Origin of the sequence: Geotalea sp. SG265, from assembly GCF_022808985.1 — a bacterium.
In the GTDB taxonomy this organism is placed as follows: Bacteria; Desulfobacterota; Desulfuromonadia; order Geobacterales; family Geobacteraceae; genus Geotalea.
In genome coordinates, this window is sequence record NZ_JAKZFT010000008.1 from 145,296 (window position 1) to 166,648 (window position 21,353).

General features: G+C 54.6%; 25 protein-coding genes and 1 pseudogene. 8 read left to right on the forward strand and 18 right to left on the reverse strand.

The features are described 5' to 3' along the window. Positions 1–6: 6 nt before the first annotated feature. Positions 7–1,539: a cytochrome B6 gene (locus tag ML541_RS11670; RefSeq protein WP_243373095.1), complete on the reverse strand. Its 1,533-nt coding sequence runs from the start codon at positions 1,537–1,539 to the stop codon at positions 7–9. A gap of 217 nt (positions 1,540–1,756) precedes the next feature. Here ML541_RS11670 and ric point away from each other — a divergent pair, with 217 nt between their 5' ends. Then, positions 1,757–2,482 carry an iron-sulfur cluster repair di-iron protein gene (ric, locus tag ML541_RS11675; protein WP_243373096.1) on the forward strand — a complete coding sequence of 242 codons (726 nt, stop codon included), beginning with the start codon at positions 1,757–1,759 and terminating at the stop codon, positions 2,480–2,482. A 62-nt stretch (positions 2,483–2,544) separates the two neighbouring features. Further along, positions 2,545–3,033 (forward strand): universal stress protein, encoded by a 489-nt coding sequence (locus ML541_RS11680; protein WP_243373097.1) that lies wholly within the window; start codon positions 2,545–2,547, stop codon positions 3,031–3,033. A gap of 7 nt (positions 3,034–3,040) precedes the next feature. On the opposite strand, the gene ML541_RS11685 is transcribed toward ML541_RS11680, so the two are convergent. The 3 genes from ML541_RS11685 to ML541_RS11695 are packed head-to-tail and all read right to left on the reverse strand — an operon-like array spanning position 3,041 to position 5,676. Next, complete coding sequence (locus tag ML541_RS11685; RefSeq protein ID WP_243373099.1) at positions 3,041–3,718, reverse strand: metallophosphoesterase; 678 nt, start codon at positions 3,716–3,718, stop codon at positions 3,041–3,043. A gap of 8 nt (positions 3,719–3,726) precedes the next feature. Then, the gene (locus tag ML541_RS11690) at positions 3,727–4,143 is read right to left on the reverse strand and encodes an HIT family protein (RefSeq protein ID WP_243373101.1); all 417 of its coding nucleotides are present in this window, start codon (positions 4,141–4,143) and stop codon (positions 3,727–3,729) included. Between the two features lie 9 nt (positions 4,144–4,152). Further along, complete coding sequence (locus tag ML541_RS11695; RefSeq protein WP_243373103.1) at positions 4,153–5,676, reverse strand: R3H domain-containing nucleic acid-binding protein; 1,524 nt, start codon at positions 5,674–5,676, stop codon at positions 4,153–4,155. A 141-nt stretch (positions 5,677–5,817) separates the two neighbouring features. Here ML541_RS11695 and ML541_RS11700 point away from each other — a divergent pair, with 141 nt between their 5' ends. Genes ML541_RS11700 through ML541_RS11710 form a run of 3 tightly spaced genes read left to right on the forward strand, consistent with a single transcriptional unit; the run spans position 5,818 to position 8,768 of the window. Next, positions 5,818–6,558 (forward strand): nucleotidyltransferase family protein, encoded by a 741-nt coding sequence (locus tag ML541_RS11700; protein WP_243373105.1) that lies wholly within the window; start codon positions 5,818–5,820, stop codon positions 6,556–6,558. Then, entirely contained in the window at positions 6,558–7,328 is a 771-nt protein-coding gene (locus tag ML541_RS11705) for a sugar phosphate isomerase/epimerase family protein (protein WP_243373107.1), read from the forward strand. The genes ML541_RS11700 and ML541_RS11705 overlap by 1 nt, the downstream gene beginning before the upstream one ends. A 39-nt stretch (positions 7,329–7,367) precedes the next feature. After that, entirely contained in the window at positions 7,368–8,768 is a 1,401-nt protein-coding gene (locus ML541_RS11710; RefSeq protein ID WP_243373109.1) for a sigma 54-interacting transcriptional regulator, read from the forward strand. On the opposite strand, the gene ML541_RS11715 is transcribed toward ML541_RS11710, so the two are convergent. The 8 genes from ML541_RS11715 to ML541_RS18980 form a co-directional block, all read right to left on the reverse strand. Beyond that, complete coding sequence (locus tag ML541_RS11715) at positions 8,762–9,490, reverse strand: amidohydrolase family protein (protein WP_243373110.1); 729 nt, start codon at positions 9,488–9,490, stop codon at positions 8,762–8,764. The two genes, ML541_RS11710 and ML541_RS11715, sit on opposite strands and share 7 nt — an antisense overlap. Positions 9,491–9,582: 92 nt before the next feature. Further along, a complete protein-coding gene (locus tag ML541_RS11720) occupies positions 9,583–10,188 on the reverse strand; it encodes a GIY-YIG nuclease family protein (protein ID WP_243373111.1) in 606 nt (201 codons plus the stop codon). 25 nt (positions 10,189–10,213) lie between these two features. Continuing rightward, entirely contained in the window at positions 10,214–11,191 is a 978-nt protein-coding gene (locus ML541_RS11725) for an aminotransferase class I/II-fold pyridoxal phosphate-dependent enzyme (RefSeq protein WP_243373112.1), read from the reverse strand. 87 nt (positions 11,192–11,278) lie between these two features. Next, a complete protein-coding gene (locus ML541_RS11730) occupies positions 11,279–12,817 on the reverse strand; it encodes a hypothetical protein (protein WP_243373113.1) in 1,539 nt (512 codons plus the stop codon). Continuing rightward, the gene (locus tag ML541_RS11735; protein WP_243373114.1) at positions 12,814–14,160 is read right to left on the reverse strand and encodes a hypothetical protein; all 1,347 of its coding nucleotides are present in this window, start codon (positions 14,158–14,160) and stop codon (positions 12,814–12,816) included. The genes ML541_RS11730 and ML541_RS11735 overlap by 4 nt, the downstream gene beginning before the upstream one ends. 22 nt (positions 14,161–14,182) lie before the next feature. Beyond that, the gene (locus tag ML541_RS11740; protein ID WP_243373115.1) at positions 14,183–14,875 is read right to left on the reverse strand and encodes a hypothetical protein; all 693 of its coding nucleotides are present in this window, start codon (positions 14,873–14,875) and stop codon (positions 14,183–14,185) included. A 44-nt stretch (positions 14,876–14,919) separates the two neighbouring features. Continuing rightward, positions 14,920–15,567, reverse strand: a complete 648-nt coding sequence (locus ML541_RS11745) for a hypothetical protein (RefSeq protein ID WP_243373116.1) — start codon at positions 15,565–15,567, stop codon at positions 14,920–14,922. 313 nt (positions 15,568–15,880) lie between these two features. Then, positions 15,881–16,060 (reverse strand): maltose acetyltransferase domain-containing protein, encoded by a 180-nt coding sequence (locus ML541_RS18980; protein ID WP_347710804.1) that lies wholly within the window; start codon positions 16,058–16,060, stop codon positions 15,881–15,883. A 157-nt stretch (positions 16,061–16,217) separates the two neighbouring features. Here ML541_RS18980 and ML541_RS11750 point away from each other — a divergent pair, with 157 nt between their 5' ends. Next, entirely contained in the window at positions 16,218–16,556 is a 339-nt protein-coding gene (locus ML541_RS11750; protein WP_243373117.1) for a type II toxin-antitoxin system RelE/ParE family toxin, read from the forward strand. Next, positions 16,543–16,854 carry a helix-turn-helix domain-containing protein gene (locus ML541_RS11755; protein ID WP_243373118.1) on the forward strand — a complete coding sequence of 104 codons (312 nt, stop codon included), beginning with the start codon at positions 16,543–16,545 and terminating at the stop codon, positions 16,852–16,854. Before ML541_RS11750 ends, ML541_RS11755 begins: the two co-directional genes overlap by 14 nt. Positions 16,855–17,142: 288 nt before the next feature. Here ML541_RS11755 and ML541_RS11760 read toward each other — a convergent pair whose 3' ends face one another. From ML541_RS11760 to ML541_RS11785, 6 genes are all read right to left on the reverse strand, one after another. Next, positions 17,143–17,799: a hypothetical protein gene (locus ML541_RS11760; RefSeq protein ID WP_243373130.1), complete on the reverse strand. Its 657-nt coding sequence runs from the start codon at positions 17,797–17,799 to the stop codon at positions 17,143–17,145. Further along, on the reverse strand, positions 17,724–18,134 hold the full coding sequence (locus ML541_RS11765; protein WP_243373120.1) for a transposase: 411 nt from the start codon (positions 18,132–18,134) through the stop codon (positions 17,724–17,726). The genes ML541_RS11760 and ML541_RS11765 overlap by 76 nt, the downstream gene beginning before the upstream one ends. A 78-nt stretch (positions 18,135–18,212) precedes the next feature. After that, entirely contained in the window at positions 18,213–18,695 is a 483-nt protein-coding gene (locus ML541_RS11770; RefSeq protein WP_243373122.1) for a hypothetical protein, read from the reverse strand. Positions 18,696–18,786: 91 nt separating this feature from the next. Continuing rightward, positions 18,787–19,185: a DUF4279 domain-containing protein gene (locus ML541_RS11775; protein ID WP_243373123.1), complete on the reverse strand. Its 399-nt coding sequence runs from the start codon at positions 19,183–19,185 to the stop codon at positions 18,787–18,789. A 93-nt stretch (positions 19,186–19,278) separates the two neighbouring features. Then, positions 19,279–19,755: a hypothetical protein gene (locus ML541_RS11780; RefSeq protein WP_243373125.1), complete on the reverse strand. Its 477-nt coding sequence runs from the start codon at positions 19,753–19,755 to the stop codon at positions 19,279–19,281. Between the two features lie 310 nt (positions 19,756–20,065). After that, on the reverse strand, positions 20,066–20,731 hold the full coding sequence (locus ML541_RS11785; RefSeq protein ID WP_243373126.1) for a hypothetical protein: 666 nt from the start codon (positions 20,729–20,731) through the stop codon (positions 20,066–20,068). Between the two features lie 175 nt (positions 20,732–20,906). Here ML541_RS11785 and ML541_RS11790 point away from each other — a divergent pair. Continuing rightward, positions 20,907–21,353: pseudogene (locus ML541_RS11790) on the forward strand (transposase); the annotation flags it as partial.

Genomic DNA, 21,353 nt, shown 5'->3' on the forward strand with positions numbered 1-21,353 from the left:
GCATCCCTAGAGGGCATACATGAATGCCACGAGATTCTTCTTCTCCTCACCCGTCAGCTTCAGCCCCAGGACCAGGTTGAAAAACTCCACCGTGTCCTCCAGTGTCAGACAACGGCCGTCGTGCATGTAGGGGGGGCTTTCCTTGATACCCCGCAGGGTGAAGGTCTTGATCGGCCCGTCTCCCGGCTCCTGAGTGAAGCGCTCCAGCTTCAGGTCGTGCATCTGCTGATCCATATAGAATGGCGGCATGTGACAGTTGCCGCATTTCCCCTTCTCGAAAAAGATCTTCTCCCCAGCTAGTTCTGCCTGGGTCGCCCTGGCCGGGTCCAGCCGTCCCGTCACATCCAGTTTCGGTGCTGGAGGGACATCGAACATGTTCTGCATCTGGGCCATGTGGGAGACTTGGACGCGGCTGATGATATTCATCCCCTTTTTAGCTGCCCGGATCTCATCCCCATTGAAATAGGCGGTACGCTGTTCGAATTCCGTGAAATCCTCCACGGAGCGCAGGCTGCGTTTGGATGAATGGATCTGCTGATTGAACAAGCCGCGCAGGCTGGTCGTATCCAGCCGGAATCTGCGCTCCTCCGGGCGGATATCGGGATTGAGATGGAATTGAGCAGTCGTATGACCATTCACATGACAGTCTAGACAGGCGACGCCAAGGCTTGCCTCAGCTGACTTGCGGTCGTCGGTCGGGTTGAACTCCTCCTGGGGAAACGGCGTCACCAGCATCCGCAGGCCATCCAACTGCACCGGCGTCAACAGGTCCTTGAATAACCGGTAATAGTTGTTGATGGAAACCACCTCGCCACGGGAGACATCCCCCAACTCCGGCCTGTTCTGCAGAAAGATTGCCGGCGGAAATTCCGGCAGGAAGGCATCGGGAAGGTCGAAATCCACGTCAAAGCGCTGCAGCCTGGGAAACATATCGATCTGTATTTTGGGAAAAACCTGTCCCCCGGTCGCCTGCTTTGGATGAGGCAATGGCGGATAGGGAAAGACATTTTTGGCGCGAATATCCGCAGCATTCATGGCCGCCAGGCTGTCCCAGGTGTCACCATCCTGTAATCTTGCCGTCGGGCCGATGGCAATCGGTTTACCCCTGGTCATTTTTACAGCGGAAGATAGATTCGGTTTCAGGTTGTAACGTTTCTCCAGTAGCTGCTTCTGTTTTTCCATGACCTTCGGCTTTTCCTCCACATCAGCCTTGTACACCTCGTCAAAAGTCATCAACGGTTTTTTGGCATTGAATGGGTCCCGATAGAAGTCAAATCCGAGAACCTTTCCCTCATCGGGCTGTTCCTTGAAGGCTGCCGAAGACGATTCGGACTTTGTCGCTGCAAATATATCCTTCAGATCATGCTCGTTCTTCTTCTGTTCCGGGCGGGTTATGGGCACATTCCTGGGGGACTGGGCTTCCTGAACCGCATCGGCCGGCATCTGCTTGGTGGTCTGGGTCCAGGATTCGGTGGAAATCAGGACCAAGCCGGTGACGGCAAGGAGTGAAAATATAGCGGTACCTTTTTTCGTATTCATCCAGCACGCTCCTTTCTGGTTTTTAATTTAATATTATTAATAATGACATGGAGGTAGGCAAAGTCAACGAAGCTCCATAGGCTGATCAAATTGAGGCTCATCCGTCTCTACCCTCCATACCTGGCAAGAGTCGGCGGCTGTGTTACCATTGTAGGTAGTGTCCATCCGGAAACTCCGGATGAGCCACTAGCTGTTTCGTAAACAGGAGAGGGTCACCATGGAAAATACAAGAGAAGGGCTGGAGTCGGCGGAGAAAACCATCGGCGATTTCGTGGCTGAAGACTACCGGACAGCGAAAGTCTTCGAAAAGTACGGCATTGATTTCTGCTGCGGAGGCGGGGTCCCGCTCACCACAGCCTGCCGCGAAAAGGGGCTCGACCCGGCAACTCTGTTGCAGGAAATCGAGGCGGCTAAGGCCGAGCCGCTGGAGAGAAGCCGTAATTACGCGGCATGGGACCTGCCGTTTCTTGCCGATTACATCGTCAACACCCATCACGGCTACATCAGGGAAGAGGCAAAGGGCATAGCTGCCTATGCCCGCAAGATAGCCGAGGTTCACGGAGCCAGACACCCCGAAGTTATCGAAATCGCAAATATTTTTGCCGCTATTATCCAGGATCTCATGGCCCATCTCCGCGAAGAGGAAGAGGTGCTCTTTCCAGCAGTGAAAAGGATCGATACGGCGCAGAAGGGGGGGATGGATCCGGCGCCGGCAGACCGAGAACTGATCAAGCAAACACTGGACCGGCTGAACCGGGACCATCTGGAGGTGGGGGACGCAGTCCATCGTATCCGGCACCTGGCCGCAGATTACGCAATCCCTGATGATGTCTGCAATACCTTCGTCCTGACATACAAGAAACTGAGGGAATTCGAGGACGATCTGCACAAGCATGTCCACCTGGAGAACAATATCCTCTTCCCGAAGGTCGGCAAGCCGTAAGGAAGGGGGTATAATTATCAGCGGGAGCGGCTGGAGACGGCCCGACAAGAAAGGAGAGCACCATGGAGGACATTAAACATATTCTTATCCTCATCCGCATGATCGAGAGCAGCGGAGATATTTTGCACGAGGCGATCAACTTGGCGAAGCGGTTCGGGGCGGCCCTGAGCGTACTGCGCCCAATCCCGACGGCGGTAGATTTTGGAGCGGCAGTGAACGCGCCAAGCCTTTTATTCAAGGGGGAGGAATACAAGAATTACCTGTCGCGGCGGGAACAGTACAAGGAGGAGTTGGATCAGGCGATCAGCCGGGTGACCAGAGGGGGATTTCCCATCAGGGAGTATCTGACTGGCGAAGATCCCGTCAAGGAAGCGGTCCGGCTGGTCAAAGGGGAAAAGATTGACTTGATCATGCTTCCGGCCCACGAGGAGGGGCGTCTGGAACATCTCCTTTTCGGAGGGGAGAACGACGCGCTGGTGCGACGGCTCCCCTGCTCCGTACTGCTGGTGAAGCATGAGCCGACGCCGGTGAAGTGGGAGGAACCAGAGTAATCCCATTTCAGTAAGGAATCTGCACCGCCTGTCCGCTGGTAGTCTCGAAAATCCAGCATTCGGAAGAGTTGACCGTGTCGATGCAGGCCCAGCGCTCTGCCACATGGGGCTTCTTCCGTTCCGTATGACCGAAGACCTGCCTTCCCACTCTGCTGCTGGGCTCGATACCCTCGCGGAAAGGGTCGAACCAGAATATGCCACCGAAGGGATCGGTGCCGCCACGTGCCGCAGCCACATAGAAGAGCGGCCCACCGCCGGAGTTCAGCTGCTCGGGGAAAGCGGCATTAAGGCAGGCCGCCGCCTCATCGGCCGTCATCTCCCTGTCCATAAGGGCAGGGTGGACCCCGGCATGGGTACAGAGCCAGCCATCGACTGCACAGGCCGCAGTGATGCGCCCGATCTCCAGCGCCCGGACGAAGATATCCCGGTAGAGGGGAGCCATGACCGGCTGGTAGCCGTTGCAACGCCACAGGGGGCGGGGCAGGTAGTGAAGGTCGTGGTTGCCCCATAAGAGCAGCGCCTCGGAGGCTACCAGCAGTTCCAGGCACTGCAGTTGCCGTCCCCCCGGCTCGTTGAATGAATCCACATAATCGCCGACGCAGACGTGGGTCTCTTCGGGCTTATGGGTAAGAAAGGCCCTTGCCTTGGCAAGGTTGCCGTGCAGATCGCCACTGATAATCGCCACAGTTTCTCCTATTTCATATTCGCCAACGCCTGCCGTATCCGTAGCGCCGTTTCCTCCATCTCCCCTTCCCCGTATTTTTGCCGCGGCCAGAAAAATCCTTTAAGACCGTCCTTTTTCCGCCTGGGAACGATATGGATATGGAGATGGGGCACGCTCTGGCTCACCCGGTTGTTCATGGCGACAAAGCTGCCGTCGCTGCCACAGGCAAGCTCCACCGCCCGTGCCAGGAGCCTGACATTGGAGAAGAGCGGGCCGACCAGTTCCTGGGGGAGATCGGTGAGCGTCTCCACATGCAATCGGGGAATGAGTAAGGTATGCCCCGCAAAAAGGGGGCGATGGTCGAGAAAGGCCAGGGAGACCTCATTTTCCAGGACCTTAGGCGCATCGACCGCTCCGGCGGAAATGTCGCAAAAAAGGCAAACCATATGGATTCCCTAGGGGGGGTGGATGACCAGATGCCGCTCCGGCTCGCTCCCGGTGCTCTGGGCGATGAGGTTGGAACGGATCGCCAGCCGGTGCTGCATCTTGCGCAAAACGGGGCGGCGCGGACTCAATGCCACCGGCACCCCTTCGGCAAGCACCTTTTCGATTGCCTGCTCCGTCTCCCGGACCGTCTCCTGCACCTCCTCCTCGTCCACCCCTTGTATGATATTGAAATAGTTCTGCAACAGCCGCCGCATGTCCGAAGCGGAATTCCGCTTGATCAGCTGCAGAGAGGCTTCGCCGGCATCGAGAATCTTTTTCAGCCGCATATCATCGGAGCGGGAACGAAGGGCAATGACCAGATCGGCCTGCTCGGGACTTCCCACCGTGCGGGCTTCCAGGCGCAGGTCCCTGATGACCCTTTCCAGCAGATCCCGGCTCAACGCGTAGGGATAGAGGCGTGCGGGTCCTTCCCGGGGCCGGGCAGGAGCCGGCGGGAGAAGAGCCTCCGGTGCGGGGATTTCCGCCACATGGACTTGGCCGTTCGTCCAGCGTTCCCGCCGCTCGCCCCGGGTCCCCCTTCCCCGCAGCAGGCTGTCCACCGCCACCGCCGTATTCCGGTGTATCACCACCTCGTCCCGGTCCACCAGCTCGACGACGATATCGAAGGTGGGAGGGCTCTTACGCTCGGTGATCGTTTTCATAGTCCCACGGTGCCGGGCTTCCTCGTCGCTCAAGGTCACAGTCTGCACCCCGCCGATGAGGTCGGAGAGGGTGGGATTGACAATGAGATTCTCCAAGGTGTTGCCGTGGGCTGTACCCACCAGCTGCACCCCGCGCTCGGCGATGGTGCGCGCCGCAGCCGCTTCCTCCTGAGTGCCTATCTCATCGACAATGATCACCTCGGGCATGTGGTTCTCAACCGCCTCGATCATGACCGCGTGCTGCCGCTCCGGCCGCGGCACCTGCATGCGGCGGGCGCCGCCGATGCCGGGATGGGGAATATCTCCATCGCCGCCGATCTCATTGGAGGTATCAATGACGATGACCCGTTTGTGCAGCTCATCGGCCAGGACCCGTGCCATTTCCCGCAATTTAGTCGTCTTGCCGACCCCGGGTGGACCGAGAAGGAGGATGTTCTGACTGTCGTTCAACAGGTCCCGCAGAAGCTCGATAGTGCCCAATACCGCCCGCCCCACCCGGAGCGTCAGTCCAATGATCTGCCCCTTGCGGTTTCTGATTCCCGAAATGCGATGTAGCGTCCGCTCGATGCCCGCCCGGTTCTCGCCGGTGAATTCACCTGTCAGAGCCACGACGTGGGCGATGTCCTCGTGGGCCACCGGACGCTCGCCCAAGGCAACCACCTTCTCTGGAAAACGCGCCTGAGGGATTCTTCCCAGATCCATCACCACCTCGATCAGCTGCTCCAGGGGCTGCTCGCGCAGATGCGCCTGGAAATCAGCCGGCAGCGTCATAATCAGAAGCTGGATATCATCCACGTCTCTGGAGCCGTTACCCCCCTTTTTTGTCGCCACTGTCCCCTCCCCGTCCTGAATCCTCAGGAAAAAGTGTATCTTCTCCTGAACCAATGACAATAAAAAGCGCGTCCGGTTTCCCGCAGCCATCCCCTGTGTTACTATTAAGCAAGACTCATTTTCCGCCGAACGGAGAAAGCCATGGTTTTCCCCAAAACCAGCGGGGAGGCGATCCTTGCAGCCATGCTAGCCCATGACCAGTTGGCGGTCTACGGCCAGCTCCTTGAGGCGGCAGAAAGATTTGGCCTGAGGCTCGCCATCGGCGGCGGGCTTGCCCTCTCCGCCTATTCGGGATACGTGCGGAACACTAAGGACATGGATCTGTACGTGGTGGAGCCCGATCAAAAAAAACTGATCAAACTCATGGCGGACCAGGGCTTCGCCGAGTACAACGCAGTTGATTACGATCCCACCTGGAGCTACCGTGGCACCCGGCGTGGGTTCGTGGTTGACCTCCTCTGGAAGATGCTTAACGGACGGGGGGCGGTGGATGAAGTCTGGACATCGCGGGGCTGGGAGTTGACGGTACGCGGGGTCAAACTGCGGCTGATCCCGCCGGAAGAGCTGGCTTGGTCGAAACTCTATATCCTGCGCCGGGAGCGGGCCGACTGGCCCGATATCCTCAACATCATCTTTGCCCAGGGGCCGGAGATGGACTGGGAGCGACTGTTTGCCAGGGTCGGTGAAGACATGCCGGTGCTGACCTCGCTGATGAGCCTCTTCTGCTGGATGTGCCCCGGCCGGGCGGCCGCTCTGCCCCGCTTCATCTGGGCGAGGCTCGGCATGGAGCAGAGGCCGCCTGAGCACGACGGACCGTTGATTGCGAGGGGACGGACGACCCTTTTCAAGGCTGATGACTGGTTTACAGCGGAGGTGCGCTAATGCGGATCGGCGCCATGAATCACCCGAGACACCGGGTCGAGGATGAAATATTGTGGATGGCAGAGATGGGGCTCGATTTCATCGACCTTACCCTGGAGCCCCCTGCCGCCGGCCACTGGCAGATCGACGTGGGTTCCGTCCAGGAACTCCTGAAGGAAACAGGGCTGGGGGTCATCGGTCATACCGCATATTATCTACCCCTGGGGCATCCCTTTGAAGAGGTCCGCGAAGGTGCGGTGGAGGCCTTTGCCAGCACCCTTCAGACACTGGCCCGCCTGGGGGCGTGCTGTATGAACATCCATCCCGATTTCAAGGCCCCCATGCACGACGCGAGCTTCTCCGTGGAGCAGAACCTGAAGAGCATCCGTGAGCTGCTCCCCCTGGCCCGCCGCCTGGATATGGAGCTGATGATCGAGAACCTGCCGAGAGACATTAACAATGTGCAGCAGTTGGGGCGTTTCCTGGACCCCGTTCCCGAACTGGGCCTGCATCTGGACATCGGCCATACGAACCTGCGGGTGCATCAGAACACCACGGCCGCCATCATGGAGCGCTACGGTCACCGGGTCCGGCACGTGCACCTCCACGACAACCGTGGAGACGACGATCTGCATCTGCCTTTGGGAGCAGGTACCCTGGACCTGGAAAGCTGCATCGGGAGCCTGAAGGCAGCCGGCTATGACGGGACGATCACCCTGGAGGTCTTTTCCCCGGACCGTGATTTGCTACGCTTCAGCGCCGACAAGCTGCGGCGTGTGTGGGAGGGGTAGCTTAAAATTGAATAGTGCCGCAGTTCGGAGTGTGACCCTATGGCAAAAGTGTGGCTGCATTTCAGGGGGGAATTTGACCGCAGGCAGCAGGAGCAGATCGTCACCCGGTTCGCTGCCGCTGGTGTTGCAACGGTCCCCTTTGAAGATGTCGCCGAGGGTGCCGGCATCATCTTTTTCGACGGAAAGTACGGTGACATCTGCGATTTTATTCGCATGACAAGCCACCGGGGGCGTGAAAGAGTCATTGCCATATCTGCAGTCCAGCCACAGAACAGCTGGCAGCTCCTTGAGGCGGGGGCCTCGGATGTGCTGACCTGGGATGATCAAGGTACCGGCATTGAAGAAGTGGCTGACCGATTTGCCAGATGGCAGGAGGTGGATGACCTCCTGGAATCGTCGCTGATTACCGATAACCTGGTGGGTAAAAGCCACATCTGGAAGAACATTCTGCGGCAAGTCATCGAGGTGGCACGGTTTACCGACGCATCGGTACTGGTGACCGGCGAGTCGGGAACAGGAAAGGAGTTGGTTGCCCGGCTGGTGCATACCCTGGATGGGCGTGAGCGGAAACGGGACCTGATTGTGGTTGACGCCACAACCATCGTAGAAGGGCTTTGCGGCAGCGAGTTCTTCGGACACGAGAGGGGTGCTTTTACCGGCGCAGCAACTGCCCGTGACGGAGCCTTCGCCCTTGCCGATGGGGGTACACTGTTTTTGGATGAGATCGGTGAGCTCCCCCTGGAACTCCAGGCGCAACTTCTGCGGGTGGTGCAGGAGCGGTGTTACAAAAGGATCGGAGGAAACAGCTGGCAAAAAACCCGGTTTCGCCTGGTCTGCGCCACCAACCGTGATCTTCTGGAGGAGGTTAAAAAAGGCCGTTTCCGCCACGACCTCTACTACCGCATTGCCGGCTGGGAATGTCGGCTGCCTCCACTGCGAGAACGTATGGAAGACATCCTTCCCCTGGCCAGGCACTTCATTGCCCTTTTCGACCGGAGTGTGCAGCCGCCACGACTGGACAGTGGAGTTGAAGAGTACCTGGTAGGACGCCAATACCCGGGAAATGTTCGGGACCTCAAGCTCCTCGTAAACCGGATCATGTACCGGCATGTGGGCAAAGGAGCCATCACCATCGGCCATATACCGGAAGATGAGCGTCCTCCCCTCGACCCTGTCACCTCTGGCTGGTGCGATGCGTCATTCGAGCGGGCCATTCACCATGCTCTGCTCTTCGGAGTCGGCCTGAAAGAGATCGGTCGGGTCGCCGAAGACACGGCCGTCAACATAGCAGTAACCGCAGAGGAAGGAAACCTGCAGCGCGCAGCGAAAAGGCTGGGAGTGACCGACAGGGCATTGCAGCTGCGGCGGGCGGCACGGCACAATGGGCTGTTGCAGGCAGGGCAGGATACAACCTTGCCGGCCGTGCCAATCTATCAATGATGGGAGATGAGGCGGCAAAGATTCCCCGCCAGGATGAGCCGTTCCTTTTCCGGTGGCAGCCCCAGGAGGCGCACCTTGGCCAGTTCAAGGCCAGGATGCAGCCATGGTCCATCGCTGCCGAACAGTATCTTTTCCGCTCCACCCCGTCTGACCGCCTCCTGGAGCAGGTCGAATCGGCGTACTCCGGAGGTATCGGCATAAATATTGGGATGTCGCGCCAAATGGTCGATCAATGCCAGCTGGGCCTGCCATTGGTCGGCAAAGCTCCCGAGATGGGGAATGATGAAATTCACGTCGGGATACTCCCGCGCCAGGAGCTCCACCACTGAGACCTCCCCCATCAGATCGTACAGAATCGGAATATGATAATGCCGTGCCCCTTCGCAGATCTCGCGGCTGATCCGTCCGTCATGGCGGTGCACCTTGATGCCGCGAAAGCCGCACTGTTCCACTGCCTCCTGCAAGAGGATGCCGACGCGGCCGCGGTCATTAACGGGATGTATGCAGGCGAAGCCGGCGAAACGACCGGGAGCACGCGAAACGATGTCGGCGACGCCGCGATTGGCAACCCGATAATCGGAGTGAAAGACAGAGAACAGGATGGTTTTGGAAACTCCGGCGTTGCTTGCCCGTCTCAGATACCTATCCAAAGGAGCGGCTGTGTCATAAGGTCCGGTGAGTCCATCTCCTTTACCTGCGTGGCAATGGCAATCGATGATCATGAAGCTTCCCCCCGGCGGTCTGCCCAGCTCGTTCACAGATGAGGATGGTGATTTTCGCACAGAGAAGGTTTTACCGCTCCGTTCCCGTCACCTTATCCGCAGAAGATCGGTCCGCTGACGGTTTCAACGCTGCCGTTGCCATAGATGATCTTGATTGAACCGGATCCCTCGGTCCTGAGACACTCTCTCGCCTTGTTGCCTTCCGGCTCCCTGTTTTTCTTGATGAAATGCAGCTCCAGGGCACGCAGCAGCCCCTGCGATGCCGGTATTGGCCGCCACGGCTCATTCGGTCCCCGCGTCCGTACCTTGATCGATGCCCTAGGCGGTACCTTAATGCGTTTGATCTCGTACCAGGCCACTTCGATGGGACGCAGCCAGCTGGAGAAGACCTCCGGTTTTATTTTGAAGTCATGGAACGTTTTTAGCCTGTTCTTGAACCTGGCATGTATGTTTTCTGCTTTCCCCACGTACCACAGCCTGCCGTTGCTGAAAATGAAATATATTCCGGGCCCGGCAGGCAGCCCGTCCGCCCACCCGGGGTAGGCCCGCTTCTTCAGAGGAGCCAATGCCACTTCAAAAGGAGAGGAGAGCAGCACTTCCCGGTCGGGCAGATGCTCCTTTTCCCAAAGGGATGTTTCCCCCTGCCACTCCCATTGGTGGCTGTGCTCACCTGGAAACCCATAGCCGTTCCCAATCATTGCCCCCTCCTTCTGCTATTAGACCTTAGCAGGTTGCCCGTCGCAATGCGGCCAAGGCCTGATCGACCATCAATGGCTGATGAAGTGCAGTAAGTATGAAGGTCAGCGCTGCGCCCGGACCGTTGCGCGACTGCTGCAAAACTGTTTTCACCCCATTGTCTGTAAGCCTTTCATGCAGGATTGTCCCCTCCGCCACACTCATCCCGCTCAGCGTCTGCATGGGGAAAAGGCCCGCAGTAGCATTAAAACCGGACCTTGCCGCTCCCTGACGAAACCTCTTTACCAGGTCAGCCAGCCGCAAGCGCAATGCATCCCCCCGCTGCCGGTTTATGGCAAGCGCCCGTTGGGCAGCGTGCACAGCGGCAACGGAGGGAGGGCTGCAGTGGACCCGCGTCTCGCTCCTCTCCTCGAATCGTCCGATCATGGCGCTGCTGCCGCTCAATACCGCCAGCGGCGCGCCGAAGCCCTTGGCGAGCGAGGCAACGACGACAACATCCGGCCCGTTGACGCCAGACCAGCGCAGTACGCCCCCCCCGCCGCGCCCGTAAGGAGCGGCAGGCCCCGGTGATCGGCCAAAGATGCCAAGGGCCTGGGTATCGTCTATGACCAGTAACCCGCCGTAGTCCCTGGCACAGGAAAGATAATCATTCACCGGTGCAATTCGGCCGCAGGCAGGACAGAAGCCATCGGTGAGGATAATCGGCCTTGTCCCCCTTTGACAGCTGTCGAGCAGTCGGCGCAGAGCCTTGGGGCTGTAGTGGGCAAACATCTGCGATATAGCGCCCCGCCCTGCCGCCCGCTCTACCCCCCATCGGGCAACCGGGTAGATGCCCGCATCCCAGAAAACCATGACCCCTTTTCCGCCAAAGATGCCGAACAGGTCCCAGAAGAGATGGAGGGTCGAGGAGCCCAGGATTCCCTCCTCGCAGCCCTGCAGCCGGGCAAGCGCCGCAGCCACTGCTTTGAAGCTTTCCGGTTCGGCAAGCGCCGCAGGTGATCCCAAGGTCAACGTTTTCCATTGTTTCAGGGCACAAGATGGGTGCCGAAGCCCCAGATATTGGGAAGAAGTAAAATTCAGCACAGAGTCACCCTAAAAGCGCCCAGCGAACTTCATCTCCTCCTGGCGCTTCAAGTACACCCACGGTGGTGTGGCATCAACCGGCTCGGTAGTCAGATCGACACCGGTAACCGCCCGATAGGCATGGATATAACTCTGAATTTCCGGCTTCCAGTAACGGGCCCAGTTTTTGGCCTGCTGTTCAATGTTGGTGTTGACCCAGTCGCCATAGCGGATCGAGAGGAGGATCTGCTCGCCAAATGTGGCCAGGTCGTGGAAGTGGGTTATGGTCACATCATTCCAGCCCTGCAGCTTCTTCATGGAATCAACCGGCCCCATCCAAGGCTCGTTGTAGGGGACCATCATCCTTCCCCGCAGGAACTGCTGGGTCTCCGTGCGGGCCAGCAGCCACTTTTCGATCAGCATCTCCACCCGCGCCGTCCAGGGAAGATCGCCGAACTGGTTGTGGGCCCCCTCGGCCAGAATGAGATGAACCTCGCGTATGGCCTTCAGCAGAGGAAACGCGTCGGCTATGACGGTGGTATCTGCATCTTCCTTGTAAAAGATCGAAGTCCTGTGGAGCAGGTTGTGGAACGCCTCCAGGAACTTTGACCGGCTGTCGGCAGTGCGCAGCTTCGGCACCGCCTTTCCGTAAATGGTCAATCCATAATGGTGATCGTATTCGTAGGCCCTGCGTGCCACCGTCAGTCGGTTGTGCTCGTTCTGTATATATCCCCAGAGCAGGTTGTTCAGCGGTCTGAGTGGATCTATTTCCAGTTCGGCAAGAGGGTCCCGGTCGGAAAAGCCTCGCTTGTTCTGGAATCGCATGGCGATGGCGTTCATGGTCTGCACAAGCATCCCCTCTTCGAGCCAGTACGACCAGATCAGCTCGAGAAGGCTCGGGCAGGTGGCCCTGAAATCCAGTATGCCGCCGCAGTAGGGACTTTTCTTCTCCTCCGATTGCCAGTTATCCATCAACGCATTGAGAATGCGATCCAGGTAGGGAAGGTAGGTGGTATTACCCAGGTACTGTTGCAGGCGATCCTTAATTTCATTGAGACCGTCGGCCTCCTCAAAATTGATATAGCGGATTTTTTCCTCGTCCTCATCGAACAGCGGGTCGCCGACCTTATCAATGACAACACCGCATTCCATGATGAGATAGATCTCGGTGGCAAACCGCAGCACGTTGTAAGAATCAATGGAATTGATGCTGAGGCGTGCATCGAAATTCTTGAGATCCTTAAGCGGGTCGGCGCCTGGGGATTTGAAGAATTTCTTCTGCTCGTTGGGCAGATTGTCGCAAAAGACGTTATTGATGAAGTTCCTGTACCTTTCGAAACTGATTGCCGTCGTCCTGTTACGGATGGTGACCCACAGCGCCTGATCGTCGGTGCGGAATTCCTCCGGACGGGTCAGTGTAACCTCTTTCGGTTCTGCCACAGCCTTCCGCAACAGATCAGCTGCATCACCTGTGATCTTTATTCCCTCTTCAAGGGTCCGTTGGGCGCCCCTGGTGTCGGATCGTTTCCGAGTTATCTTGACATCAGCATCGATCTCGTCTTTTTTCATAATATCCTCCGGTTTTTATTGCTAAACCACTCATGCTGGGGCATTCGACCGAAACTCGCTTTACCATCCCTGGCAGGTGGTGGAATTCCGGCACATACCGATGAAGTATCCAGCGTGCTCTTCAGAGCCCAGTGTCTGAGCATTTCCGCCAGGGTCCGGCTCTCTTCCACTGCCGTGAGAAGACCATCCATTTTCGCCTGTCCCATGGATGCAAAAACCAGTGTGGGCGAAGCAGCTAACATCTCCTTGGGAGACTGCTTCCATGACTGGTACAGGTTTGCCAGACGCCCCGGCTGAAGGGCAGGTACAGCAAGTACCTCCCGCAGCGTCTTGCCCCGCAGGGCTTTCGGTCGAAATTTGATAAGACCGGCCATAAATGCAGGCATGGTCTTCTCCAGCATGGCAAAGAGCCGCAACTGGTCTGGTTTTAGACCCTGCCGCGGGTAGTAGGCCTCCCATGTTCTTGCCAGCAGCTGCCACTGGGGATGGGGATACAGGACCTGCCCGAACGCGCTGGACAGCATGACCCTGATCCAGGGTGCCGGGTGGGGGTCCTCGAAATCCACCCGGAAAACGAACGGCCGGGGCAGCCCGACGACGGTCATCAAACCGGCTGTGGCGGTGACGCCTAACTTTGCTACAGCCCAAAAGTCGGCAACTATTTCCGATGTCCACCGGTCCCAGCACCGCCAGGCAATCTGGTCCTGACCCGCCGTCTTTGCCTTCTTCTGCAATTCAAGGCGGAGCGGCGTCACCAGATCCAGCAAAGCAGCGCCCTGATGCCCCACTTCATGGACCAGTGACGACGCTATGCCACCTCCGATCATCCGTTCCCGTGGGATCTGAATCACGGCAACCGGATTGTCGTCTCCTCCGGGAAGCCTGGTCCGTGCCCGGCGGATGGCCGCGCCCGGGCTTCTTTCCAGAAAACAGATAACGGGTGGTGCCTCATAGTACCCGCCAGGCAGGCTCAGAGCATCCGCGGCAAAGACATCGAGCCCCGAGAGCCAGATTCCCGTGTCGTGTTCGCTCCGTTGATTGAAGACGATGGCAAAAATATCCAGCTGGGCAAGTATGGCAATGAATCGCAAGCGCAGAAACGAGAAGCGCCGCTGGGCGACCGCAGGTGACGCCGATTTTCCCTCGGGACTGTCAAGCCACTTGAGATAACCGTCCATCATGGCCCGCATGTTACGTCGCCTTCCCGTCAGATGGCGTTCTATGGCGACTTGTGCCCGCAGCGGCACGGCAGCGGCAAGAACCATCGGCATCCGCAGGGCAAAGGGGTCCATCCGATCGATCCGCGTCAACAGGCTCTGGGCCTCCCCCCTCAGTATTTGCAATGCCGCTCCGTTCATGGCCTTTTCATACTCCAAATATGATGATATTTCGCCCGCGCCGGATCCAACGGCCACTCCTGCGTTCGCCCTGATCCTGCTGCTGAAAATCGGAGCTCCCTGAATCATTCCAACCGTTCCAGGGTTCTGCGGACTGTTGATTCTGGTACATCACCAGACCGGGAGCGTATCTTCGGGCAGCATAGCTTACCGCCTGTTTGGCGATCTGATAGGGTGACAGCCGTGGTGGTGCGCTCGCAGCTCTTCTCGCCGCCGCCGAAGCAAACCGTACATACCGTCGGGCCACTTCGAATTCCTTGTCTTCGTTGCTCATCCCTTCAAGCTCAAGGCCGAACATCTTCCCTGCCGCCGATCCCAGCGAGGAACCAATGGCGGTTCCGACCCCCGGTGCGACGAAACTGCCGATGGCACCGCCGACGATGGGTAAAGCCTTTTTGGCAATTCCCTTGAGCACACCTCCTAACGCCTGACCAATGGGGCCTTTGACGAACCCAGCCGCCTTTTTTATCAGGCTGCCGAGGAACTGCTCCAGTTCCCTATCACTGCCTAGTGTCAGGAGCTCTGCGGCCAGCTCCATCTCCTGCATCTCGCTCAGGGGCATTTCTCCCTGGTACTCACCACTCATTTCCGGCAGCTCGCCAAAAAGCTCGTAATTCTCCCCTTGCTCCTGCATTTCCGTGCCGAATTCCTGTTCCCACATTGATGCCTCCTTTTCCCAAAGGTGATTTATGCCCTTAAAGGTGATTACAGACCCACGAGAATTACCTTATTGCCACGGCGGTACCACCTGCCACCTCTGCCACAGCTATGTGCAGGAGTGGCACCTCCAATCAGTCCAGGCAGATATTGTTGCGCTGCTGCCACTGCTGCCCGGTTGACGGCCTGCGGACTGAAGGCCGATGTCTGCAGAACTTTCTTGACGGTCGCTCCCCCAAACCTGACAAAGTGGCGGGCAACTTCAAATTCCCGGTCTTCCTGGCTCATCCCTTCCAATTCAAGGCCGAGTGCCTTGCCGGCTGATGAAGCCAGCTTGCCGCCTATGTTTGCACCGGTGGACCCGCCGAAGTACCCGCCAATGGCACTGCCGACAACCGGCAACGCCTTTTTTGCCGCCTGTTTCAGGATCCCCCCCAGAGCCTGGCCAGCAGGCGAGGAAATGAAACTTCCCACCGCACTGCCCGCTTTCCTGATCAGGGAGCCGAGAAAGTTGTTAAGCTCCGACTCATTGTTGACCGAGAGAAGTTCCGCGGCCAGCTCCATTTCCTGCATTTCAGAAAAGGGACTGGACGTTTCTCCACTTTGGCCGATCTCCTGGCCGAACTCAAAACCTGTTTCCCCCATCTCCATCTCGCCTGAACCAAATTCGTTCCATGTCCTGTCAATATCGTGCATTGAGACCTCCTGTGGGCCAGCATGATTGAAGAGACAACATGATACCTATGGCAAGGGATGTGCCAGCCATAACTTGTTGAATTTACAGGAACATATGCGAAATGGATTTCGGAAAAGGAGAAAAGGAGAATCTTTCGGCGAAATATCTTTCGGGGGGAAAATATAAAAAAGCCCGCAGGAGGTACGGGCTCAGATTAGTACAGAAATCACAAATGTAAGGCTGATCAAAAAGATCCGGTGTAAAAACCCCGAAACAGAGGAGTGAAGTATAATTATCGGTACGCCGTTGACCAGACGCCGTAATCTGGCACCATCACCGCTGTCGCAAGTGTGATGTTCGACCCATAGTCGCAGTAGAATGGCACTGCAACCAAAGGTCTGCGCCTGCATTGGGAATAAGTTCCTTGAGTATGCGAGCTCGTTCGGCAGGCTCATCTTCGCCCGTCCCATTCAAGGCCTTGCACAACAGACGTGCACGACATCGCTCATCCACAAGACTGCGAGGTGGCGAGCTGTACGATCCGCTCGACGGAAGAATGGCAAAAAATTCGACTGCCCGTCCTGATCGCGAACTTCATAGCCCACACCGGCTTGGCCAGTGTTGCGCATAATTGAACTCTTCCTGAATTTTAAATTGACTTTATACGTCAATGCCGTATATTAAGTTCATGGTCACATTTGTCGAATCGCCACTTTTCACCAAACAAGTTCATGATTATCTGACTGACGACGAATATCGTGTTTTTCAGGCATTTCTTGCTACCTCTCCTGATGCAGGTGACGTGGTCCGCGGTTCCGGCGGAGTCCGCAAAGTTCGCTGGAACCGTCGCGGTACCGGCAAAAGTGGTGGCGTCAGAGTCCTATATTTTGCCCGAACAGAAGCCGGTGAGATCTGGCTGCTACTGATTTATGCCAAAAGCGCAGTTGATAGCATTCCCGGTCACATTCTCAAAGCCCTTAAAGAGGAGATGGAACATGCCACTCGATGAAAAAGAACTCCTTGCACGTGATGCAAAAAGAAATATTGGCGAAGAACTGCTTCAAGCAGTGCGGGACATCAAGGCCGGCAAGGTTGGGCGTGTCTCTTCCCTTGAAATTTCTCCTATAGCGGCAGCCCGTCAAAAGATTGGTCTTTCCCAGAGAGAGTTTGCCAAAATGCTCGGTGTGTCGCTCCGCACTCTCCAGGAGTGGGAACAGGGCCGCCGAACCCCATCCGGTGCCGCAAAGTCCCTCATCACTATTGCCATTAAGAAGCCAGAGGTTATTAAGGAATTGCTCGCCGCTTAAATTTTCATTTTTCGCCTTCTTTCGAATTTTAAGGAATAAAGGGGACGTTGTTTGCTGGTTTGCTAGCACCCCACTATCCTCTCCCCATCTCCTACTCTTCCTTCACTGTCTTGCCACTCTTGCCGTCTGGTACCCCGGATCTCTTCATATTAAGAACTGAACCTACCTCTGCCCTGCTCATGCCTGTACAGTTACGTGTGCAATACTCCTGGGCCAGCTAATCTCTACTGACGTGGCATATCATTTTATCAGTATCAAAAGATTAAGCAAAAGATTAAGGGGTCAGACCTACACATTTGACAGATTCAATCCTTTTGCTACTTCCTGTATCTTTCCCTTGAGCTGCTTATCGCCGTCCAGATCCTGTTTAAAGCGCTTGCTTGCCTGAGCGACCCCGGATTCGGACAACTGGAACAGATCTCCTAGTTCTTTCAATTTCGCCCCGCTGTGACGATGACATAGATAGAGGGCCATTTTTTTCGCCAGACGTTCATCTGCCGGGTAAGCTTTGTGCACTGCTTTCACGATGTTTTCCGGTAACGGCCTGTCGGTGAGTTTCCTCAGGCCAGGCAGTTCCCGGTCTGCATGTTTGTCTTTCAAATGGCAGTTCTGTATCTCACAGACGAATTCCTCTCTCCCCAGTATTGTTGATGCTACAGTTGCCAACAGTGGGCTGGAATACTCCTGGTCGATGAGATCATTCACGAACTGCCGGTACTTCTTTTGAGCGGTTTCTTTTTTGTTGCCGAAATAGCCAAGAATAAAATCTGTTTTGAGCCAACTCGGCACCGCCTTATAACCTGTGTAACAGCCACAACTCGACCAGCGGTAGTCTTTGGGATTATCAACATTTCCAACCCTGACCGGGTTCAGGTGAATGTATCGTGATAATTCCAGGGCATATTCGTCAGCGTCCACGATGATTGCTTTGTAGCGTCCTTGCAACAAATGTCCGGCCCGCTTCCGTTTGACATGTAATAGGTAGTGTAGGCGCTGTTGATATGCTTCATTATCTGGGATAGGTTTCCGTGCGGCGTTTCCAGCAACAGATGATAGTGGTTGTTCATCAGGCAATACGCGTGAATGACTGCGCCGTATCGTGCAGCGGCAGATTCCAGGTAAGATAGGAATTTTTCCCGGTCCCTTAGGCTTTTGAAAATATCTTTTTGCTCGTTCCCCCTGGCGGTCACATGGTAAAACGCCCCTGGGTATTCAATTCTCAACGGTAGTGCCAGGCGGTTCTCCCCTGATCCATCGCGTATTGCACCAAAGATTGGCATAGTGTCAATTGTGTAGGTCTGACCCCTTTATGACCTCCCGACTCCTTGGCCTCTATCAGGTGACAGAAATTGTTTTTGTTATCTCTGTGTTGACCCTTGTGGTTTCGATAATTGATTTCTCACACAGTCCTGCGGCTGTAGCTGCTTTGCGTTCACTGTTTCATTCCATGTTTTGAAACCATTGAGTCCAAGGGTGAAAAGAGAAATGATCAAGGCCGCAATGCTGAAATACATGGAAATGTTTATTCGGTTTCTTTCTTCTTTCAATCCGGCAAGAACTGAGGCGAGAAGTGGAAAATGAATAGCATGGGTGTCTTTTCCGACCTTCATGCTGAAAAGCGGAGATTCTTCATTTCCTTCGTATTTCTTGTTCATGTGGTTGTACAGGCGACCAAATAGAATGTATTCATCGGTTTTTAAATTTGCTGCCACCGCTCTTATGTCAATTGGTACGTAAACTTTGCTTTCTCTAGTTGGTTCTTCACGGCTGAATTTTTTGAACTCCTCATAGTACCGTTCATATATTTCGTTCAGTATTTTGAGGTCGGATGGCAATTGCATTTTTCGCCTCCATTTTCTTGGGGGTATAACGGGCCGGGCCTTGACCCGCGCCGGGGCGCTTCTCAGCCCCGGTCGGCGTCCAAGGCCCTGGTTAGCTCTCGCCTCTGTAAGTATCAATGTCAATGGTAGCGCCAACCTTGTGAAGGAAAGCAATCACCTCAGATTCAAATCCGATTGCTGGAGTCGATTTTGTGTCATCAGGGGTCACTGTAAGAACCACCTCCAGTATTGCTTGCAACCCAAATCTTTCTTTTGCTTGGATGATTTTGTCTACATGAGGCGCTAATGTGGCAATCAAAGAAGAAGACATTTCGTAAACATCAACTACTTCATCTTCAATCTTTCCTGTGGAATACTCCCAAAAGGTGTTCCTTGGAATTGGATCACCTTTGCGCCGGGTTTCCGTTGGTTCGATTCCTATGAGTTTTGTCACTTCGTCAGGGTCGAACTCATCCGCAAAAAGCGCAAAATAGACTTCTCCTTCATTCATCTTCTTTCCCTTCTTTATTCGAGCTAACGGGGCCGAGGCGCACCAGCGGCGCAGGTTTATCGCGCAGACTGTGTGCCGCCGAGTGGTTGGGAATCATTTTTGTGACGACAGGCATGCCATAGGCTGGCGGACTTTCATGTTGTCAGCCATTCGCAGAATGCTTGCCTCCGAACAATCTTTCATCTCTGCTTGTTTGCATGCACTGGCTGCTGCCTTTAATTGCTTGTCTGCCTCTATCGAATTACCCTCATGCCGTTCGACCAAAAACAGTCTCAAGTAACCTAGAAATTTGTCAGCGTTGTATGTGTGATTTGGCATTATCAGTTCATTCTTGCCCTTGTATTTGTCCATTAAAACAAAATGTGCCTTAATCGTCTTCTTTACGGTATCGCACGATCCTTCATTCATCTGAAGGGACATACCGTCGCGTGATAGTTGAAGTTCTGCCATGCTTGCAGAGAATCCACCTGCCACAACGCCTTCCCGGTATCCCAAGATGAATCCGAGTCCGAGCAGGCAAATTCCACCAACGACGTAGCCAAGGCTTTTTAGAATTTTTTGTTTGTTCATTTTTTCCTTCTTCCCAACGGTAGTGAGGCGCAGCAGCGTAGCGACAGCGGAGACTGTCTGCCGCTGATTGTTATGCTCTCGACTCGCTCCATCTAAGGGGAGAGACATGATAGACGAGCACACAGGTAATACAAACAGAAGTCAGTTCGATTTTCTATCAATTTGGTGTTTTATTAAATTATATCTAGTCGTTTTATTATGTGTCGCTACAATAGGCAGTATTTTCCGTCTCTATGATAGATATTTTATTAGTAAAGTTGAGGCTGGGTTTACATAAAAGCAATTGTTGCTAATGTCGTAGAGATCCTGCTCAATGAATTGTTTTCTCTATCCCTAAAAGAGAACGGAATTTACTAGTTAGTTTGTATTGCATATTTTTTAATTCATTAGCGTGTATTTTCTCGATGGTTAGTCGGCCATGCTCTATTTGCTCAAGCAAATCATCAGAGCAAACGCCTTCTGCTATGCTTTGACGCAAAATTTTTAAAAAATCAGCTATTGCAAAGGCAGAAACAGAACTGAAGTCAGATATTTGTTTGTATGTTGATTCATCAAAATATATTGCATGATTTACCAGCAAAGATGCTAATTCACAAGATGCACTATGGCCTTTTTCTGCCCAGTCATTATAGAAATTGATATGTGTTTCTTTATTGTCGGAGACAAAGTGAGACCCTGCAATTATTCTTGATATTGGTCTCGCAACTTGCACAACTCCTGAATATATCTGGTGGATCGCATTTGCTTTTTGGTTATCTATTCTTTGGTTAGCAATATTTTGTTCTTCTGCGTAAATAGACAAAGATGTTTTCAGCAATGTTGTCTTCTCCTGCAATTGGGTTTTGTATTCCTCGAACTCCTTTTGCATAAGTTGATTTATCAGTTTGTTGCTGAGAAATTTTAAAATGATGATAGCCAATCCGGAACTTACTAGTGTGGGGATGGCCATGTCTTTTAAGAAATTTATGAATTCCATGATTAAATTTTCTCGATTGTACGTTGGATTTTAGTTCTGCATAACTACTTATTGACCAGTTAGAGTAAGTTCCTTATAACAGGTCTTTGAAAAACTAGTACTATTTGAGCCCTACCAGATACAGTTTTATGCTATGATGCAACGCATAATTCTTTGATATTACTGGAGAAATAGTATGCGCGGGTTTGAAGAACAATCTGATGCTCTGTTTATTTATGTATCCACTGAATCATTTGTTCCTAAGGATCATCCGCTACGACCAACCAGACAGATGGTTGATACGGCACTGGAGAACATGTCGCCGGTATTCAGTCAGATGTATTCCCACACCGGTCGTCCTTCTATTCCTCCTGAGCGGCTACTGAAAGCGATGTTGCTTCAGGTGTTGTACTCAATTCCCAGCAACGTCAAGCTTGTGGAGCAAATTCACTTCAGTATTCTGTTTCGTTGGTTCCTTGGGCTGGGTCTTGATGAGTCTGTCTGGGATAATTCAAGCTTTACCACGAACCAGGAGCGCCTCATTGAAACGATGTTGCTGCGAGGTTTCTTGAGGAGGTCCTTGAACAGGCGAAACGCAGGAAGCTGCTGTCAAAGGATCATTTCAGCGTTGACGGCACTTTGA

Excerpts from the sequence above, each read along its gene's own strand:
- ML541_RS11670 (WP_243373095.1), bottom strand. The coding sequence starts at position 1,539 with ATGAATACGAAAAAAGGTACCGCTATATTTTCACTCCTTGCCGTCACC.
- ric (WP_243373096.1), top strand. The coding sequence starts at position 1,757 with ATGGAAAATACAAGAGAAGGGCTGGAGTCGGCGGAGAAAACCATCGGC.
- ML541_RS11680 (WP_243373097.1), top strand. The coding sequence starts at position 2,545 with ATGGAGGACATTAAACATATTCTTATCCTCATCCGCATGATCGAGAGC.
- ML541_RS11690 (WP_243373101.1), bottom strand. The coding sequence starts at position 4,143 with ATGGTTTGCCTTTTTTGCGACATTTCCGCCGGAGCGGTCGATGCGCCT.
- ML541_RS11700 (WP_243373105.1), top strand. The coding sequence starts at position 5,818 with ATGGTTTTCCCCAAAACCAGCGGGGAGGCGATCCTTGCAGCCATGCTA.
- ML541_RS11705 (WP_243373107.1), top strand. The coding sequence starts at position 6,558 with ATGCGGATCGGCGCCATGAATCACCCGAGACACCGGGTCGAGGATGAA.
- ML541_RS11710 (WP_243373109.1), top strand. The coding sequence starts at position 7,368 with ATGGCAAAAGTGTGGCTGCATTTCAGGGGGGAATTTGACCGCAGGCAG.
- ML541_RS11715 (WP_243373110.1), bottom strand. The coding sequence starts at position 9,490 with ATGATCATCGATTGCCATTGCCACGCAGGTAAAGGAGATGGACTCACC.
- ML541_RS11720 (WP_243373111.1), bottom strand. The coding sequence starts at position 10,188 with ATGATTGGGAACGGCTATGGGTTTCCAGGTGAGCACAGCCACCAATGG.
- ML541_RS11730 (WP_243373113.1), bottom strand. The coding sequence starts at position 12,817 with ATGAAAAAAGACGAGATCGATGCTGATGTCAAGATAACTCGGAAACGA.
- ML541_RS11740 (WP_243373115.1), bottom strand. The coding sequence starts at position 14,875 with ATGTGGGAACAGGAATTCGGCACGGAAATGCAGGAGCAAGGGGAGAAT.
- ML541_RS11745 (WP_243373116.1), bottom strand. The coding sequence starts at position 15,567 with ATGCACGATATTGACAGGACATGGAACGAATTTGGTTCAGGCGAGATG.
- ML541_RS11750 (WP_243373117.1), top strand. The coding sequence starts at position 16,218 with ATGCCGTATATTAAGTTCATGGTCACATTTGTCGAATCGCCACTTTTC.
- ML541_RS11755 (WP_243373118.1), top strand. The coding sequence starts at position 16,543 with ATGCCACTCGATGAAAAAGAACTCCTTGCACGTGATGCAAAAAGAAAT.
- ML541_RS11765 (WP_243373120.1), bottom strand. The coding sequence starts at position 18,134 with ATGCCAATCTTTGGTGCAATACGCGATGGATCAGGGGAGAACCGCCTG.
- ML541_RS11770 (WP_243373122.1), bottom strand. The coding sequence starts at position 18,695 with ATGCAATTGCCATCCGACCTCAAAATACTGAACGAAATATATGAACGG.
- ML541_RS11775 (WP_243373123.1), bottom strand. The coding sequence starts at position 19,185 with ATGAATGAAGGAGAAGTCTATTTTGCGCTTTTTGCGGATGAGTTCGAC.
- ML541_RS11780 (WP_243373125.1), bottom strand. The coding sequence starts at position 19,755 with ATGAACAAACAAAAAATTCTAAAAAGCCTTGGCTACGTCGTTGGTGGA.
- ML541_RS11785 (WP_243373126.1), bottom strand. The coding sequence starts at position 20,731 with ATGGAATTCATAAATTTCTTAAAAGACATGGCCATCCCCACACTAGTA.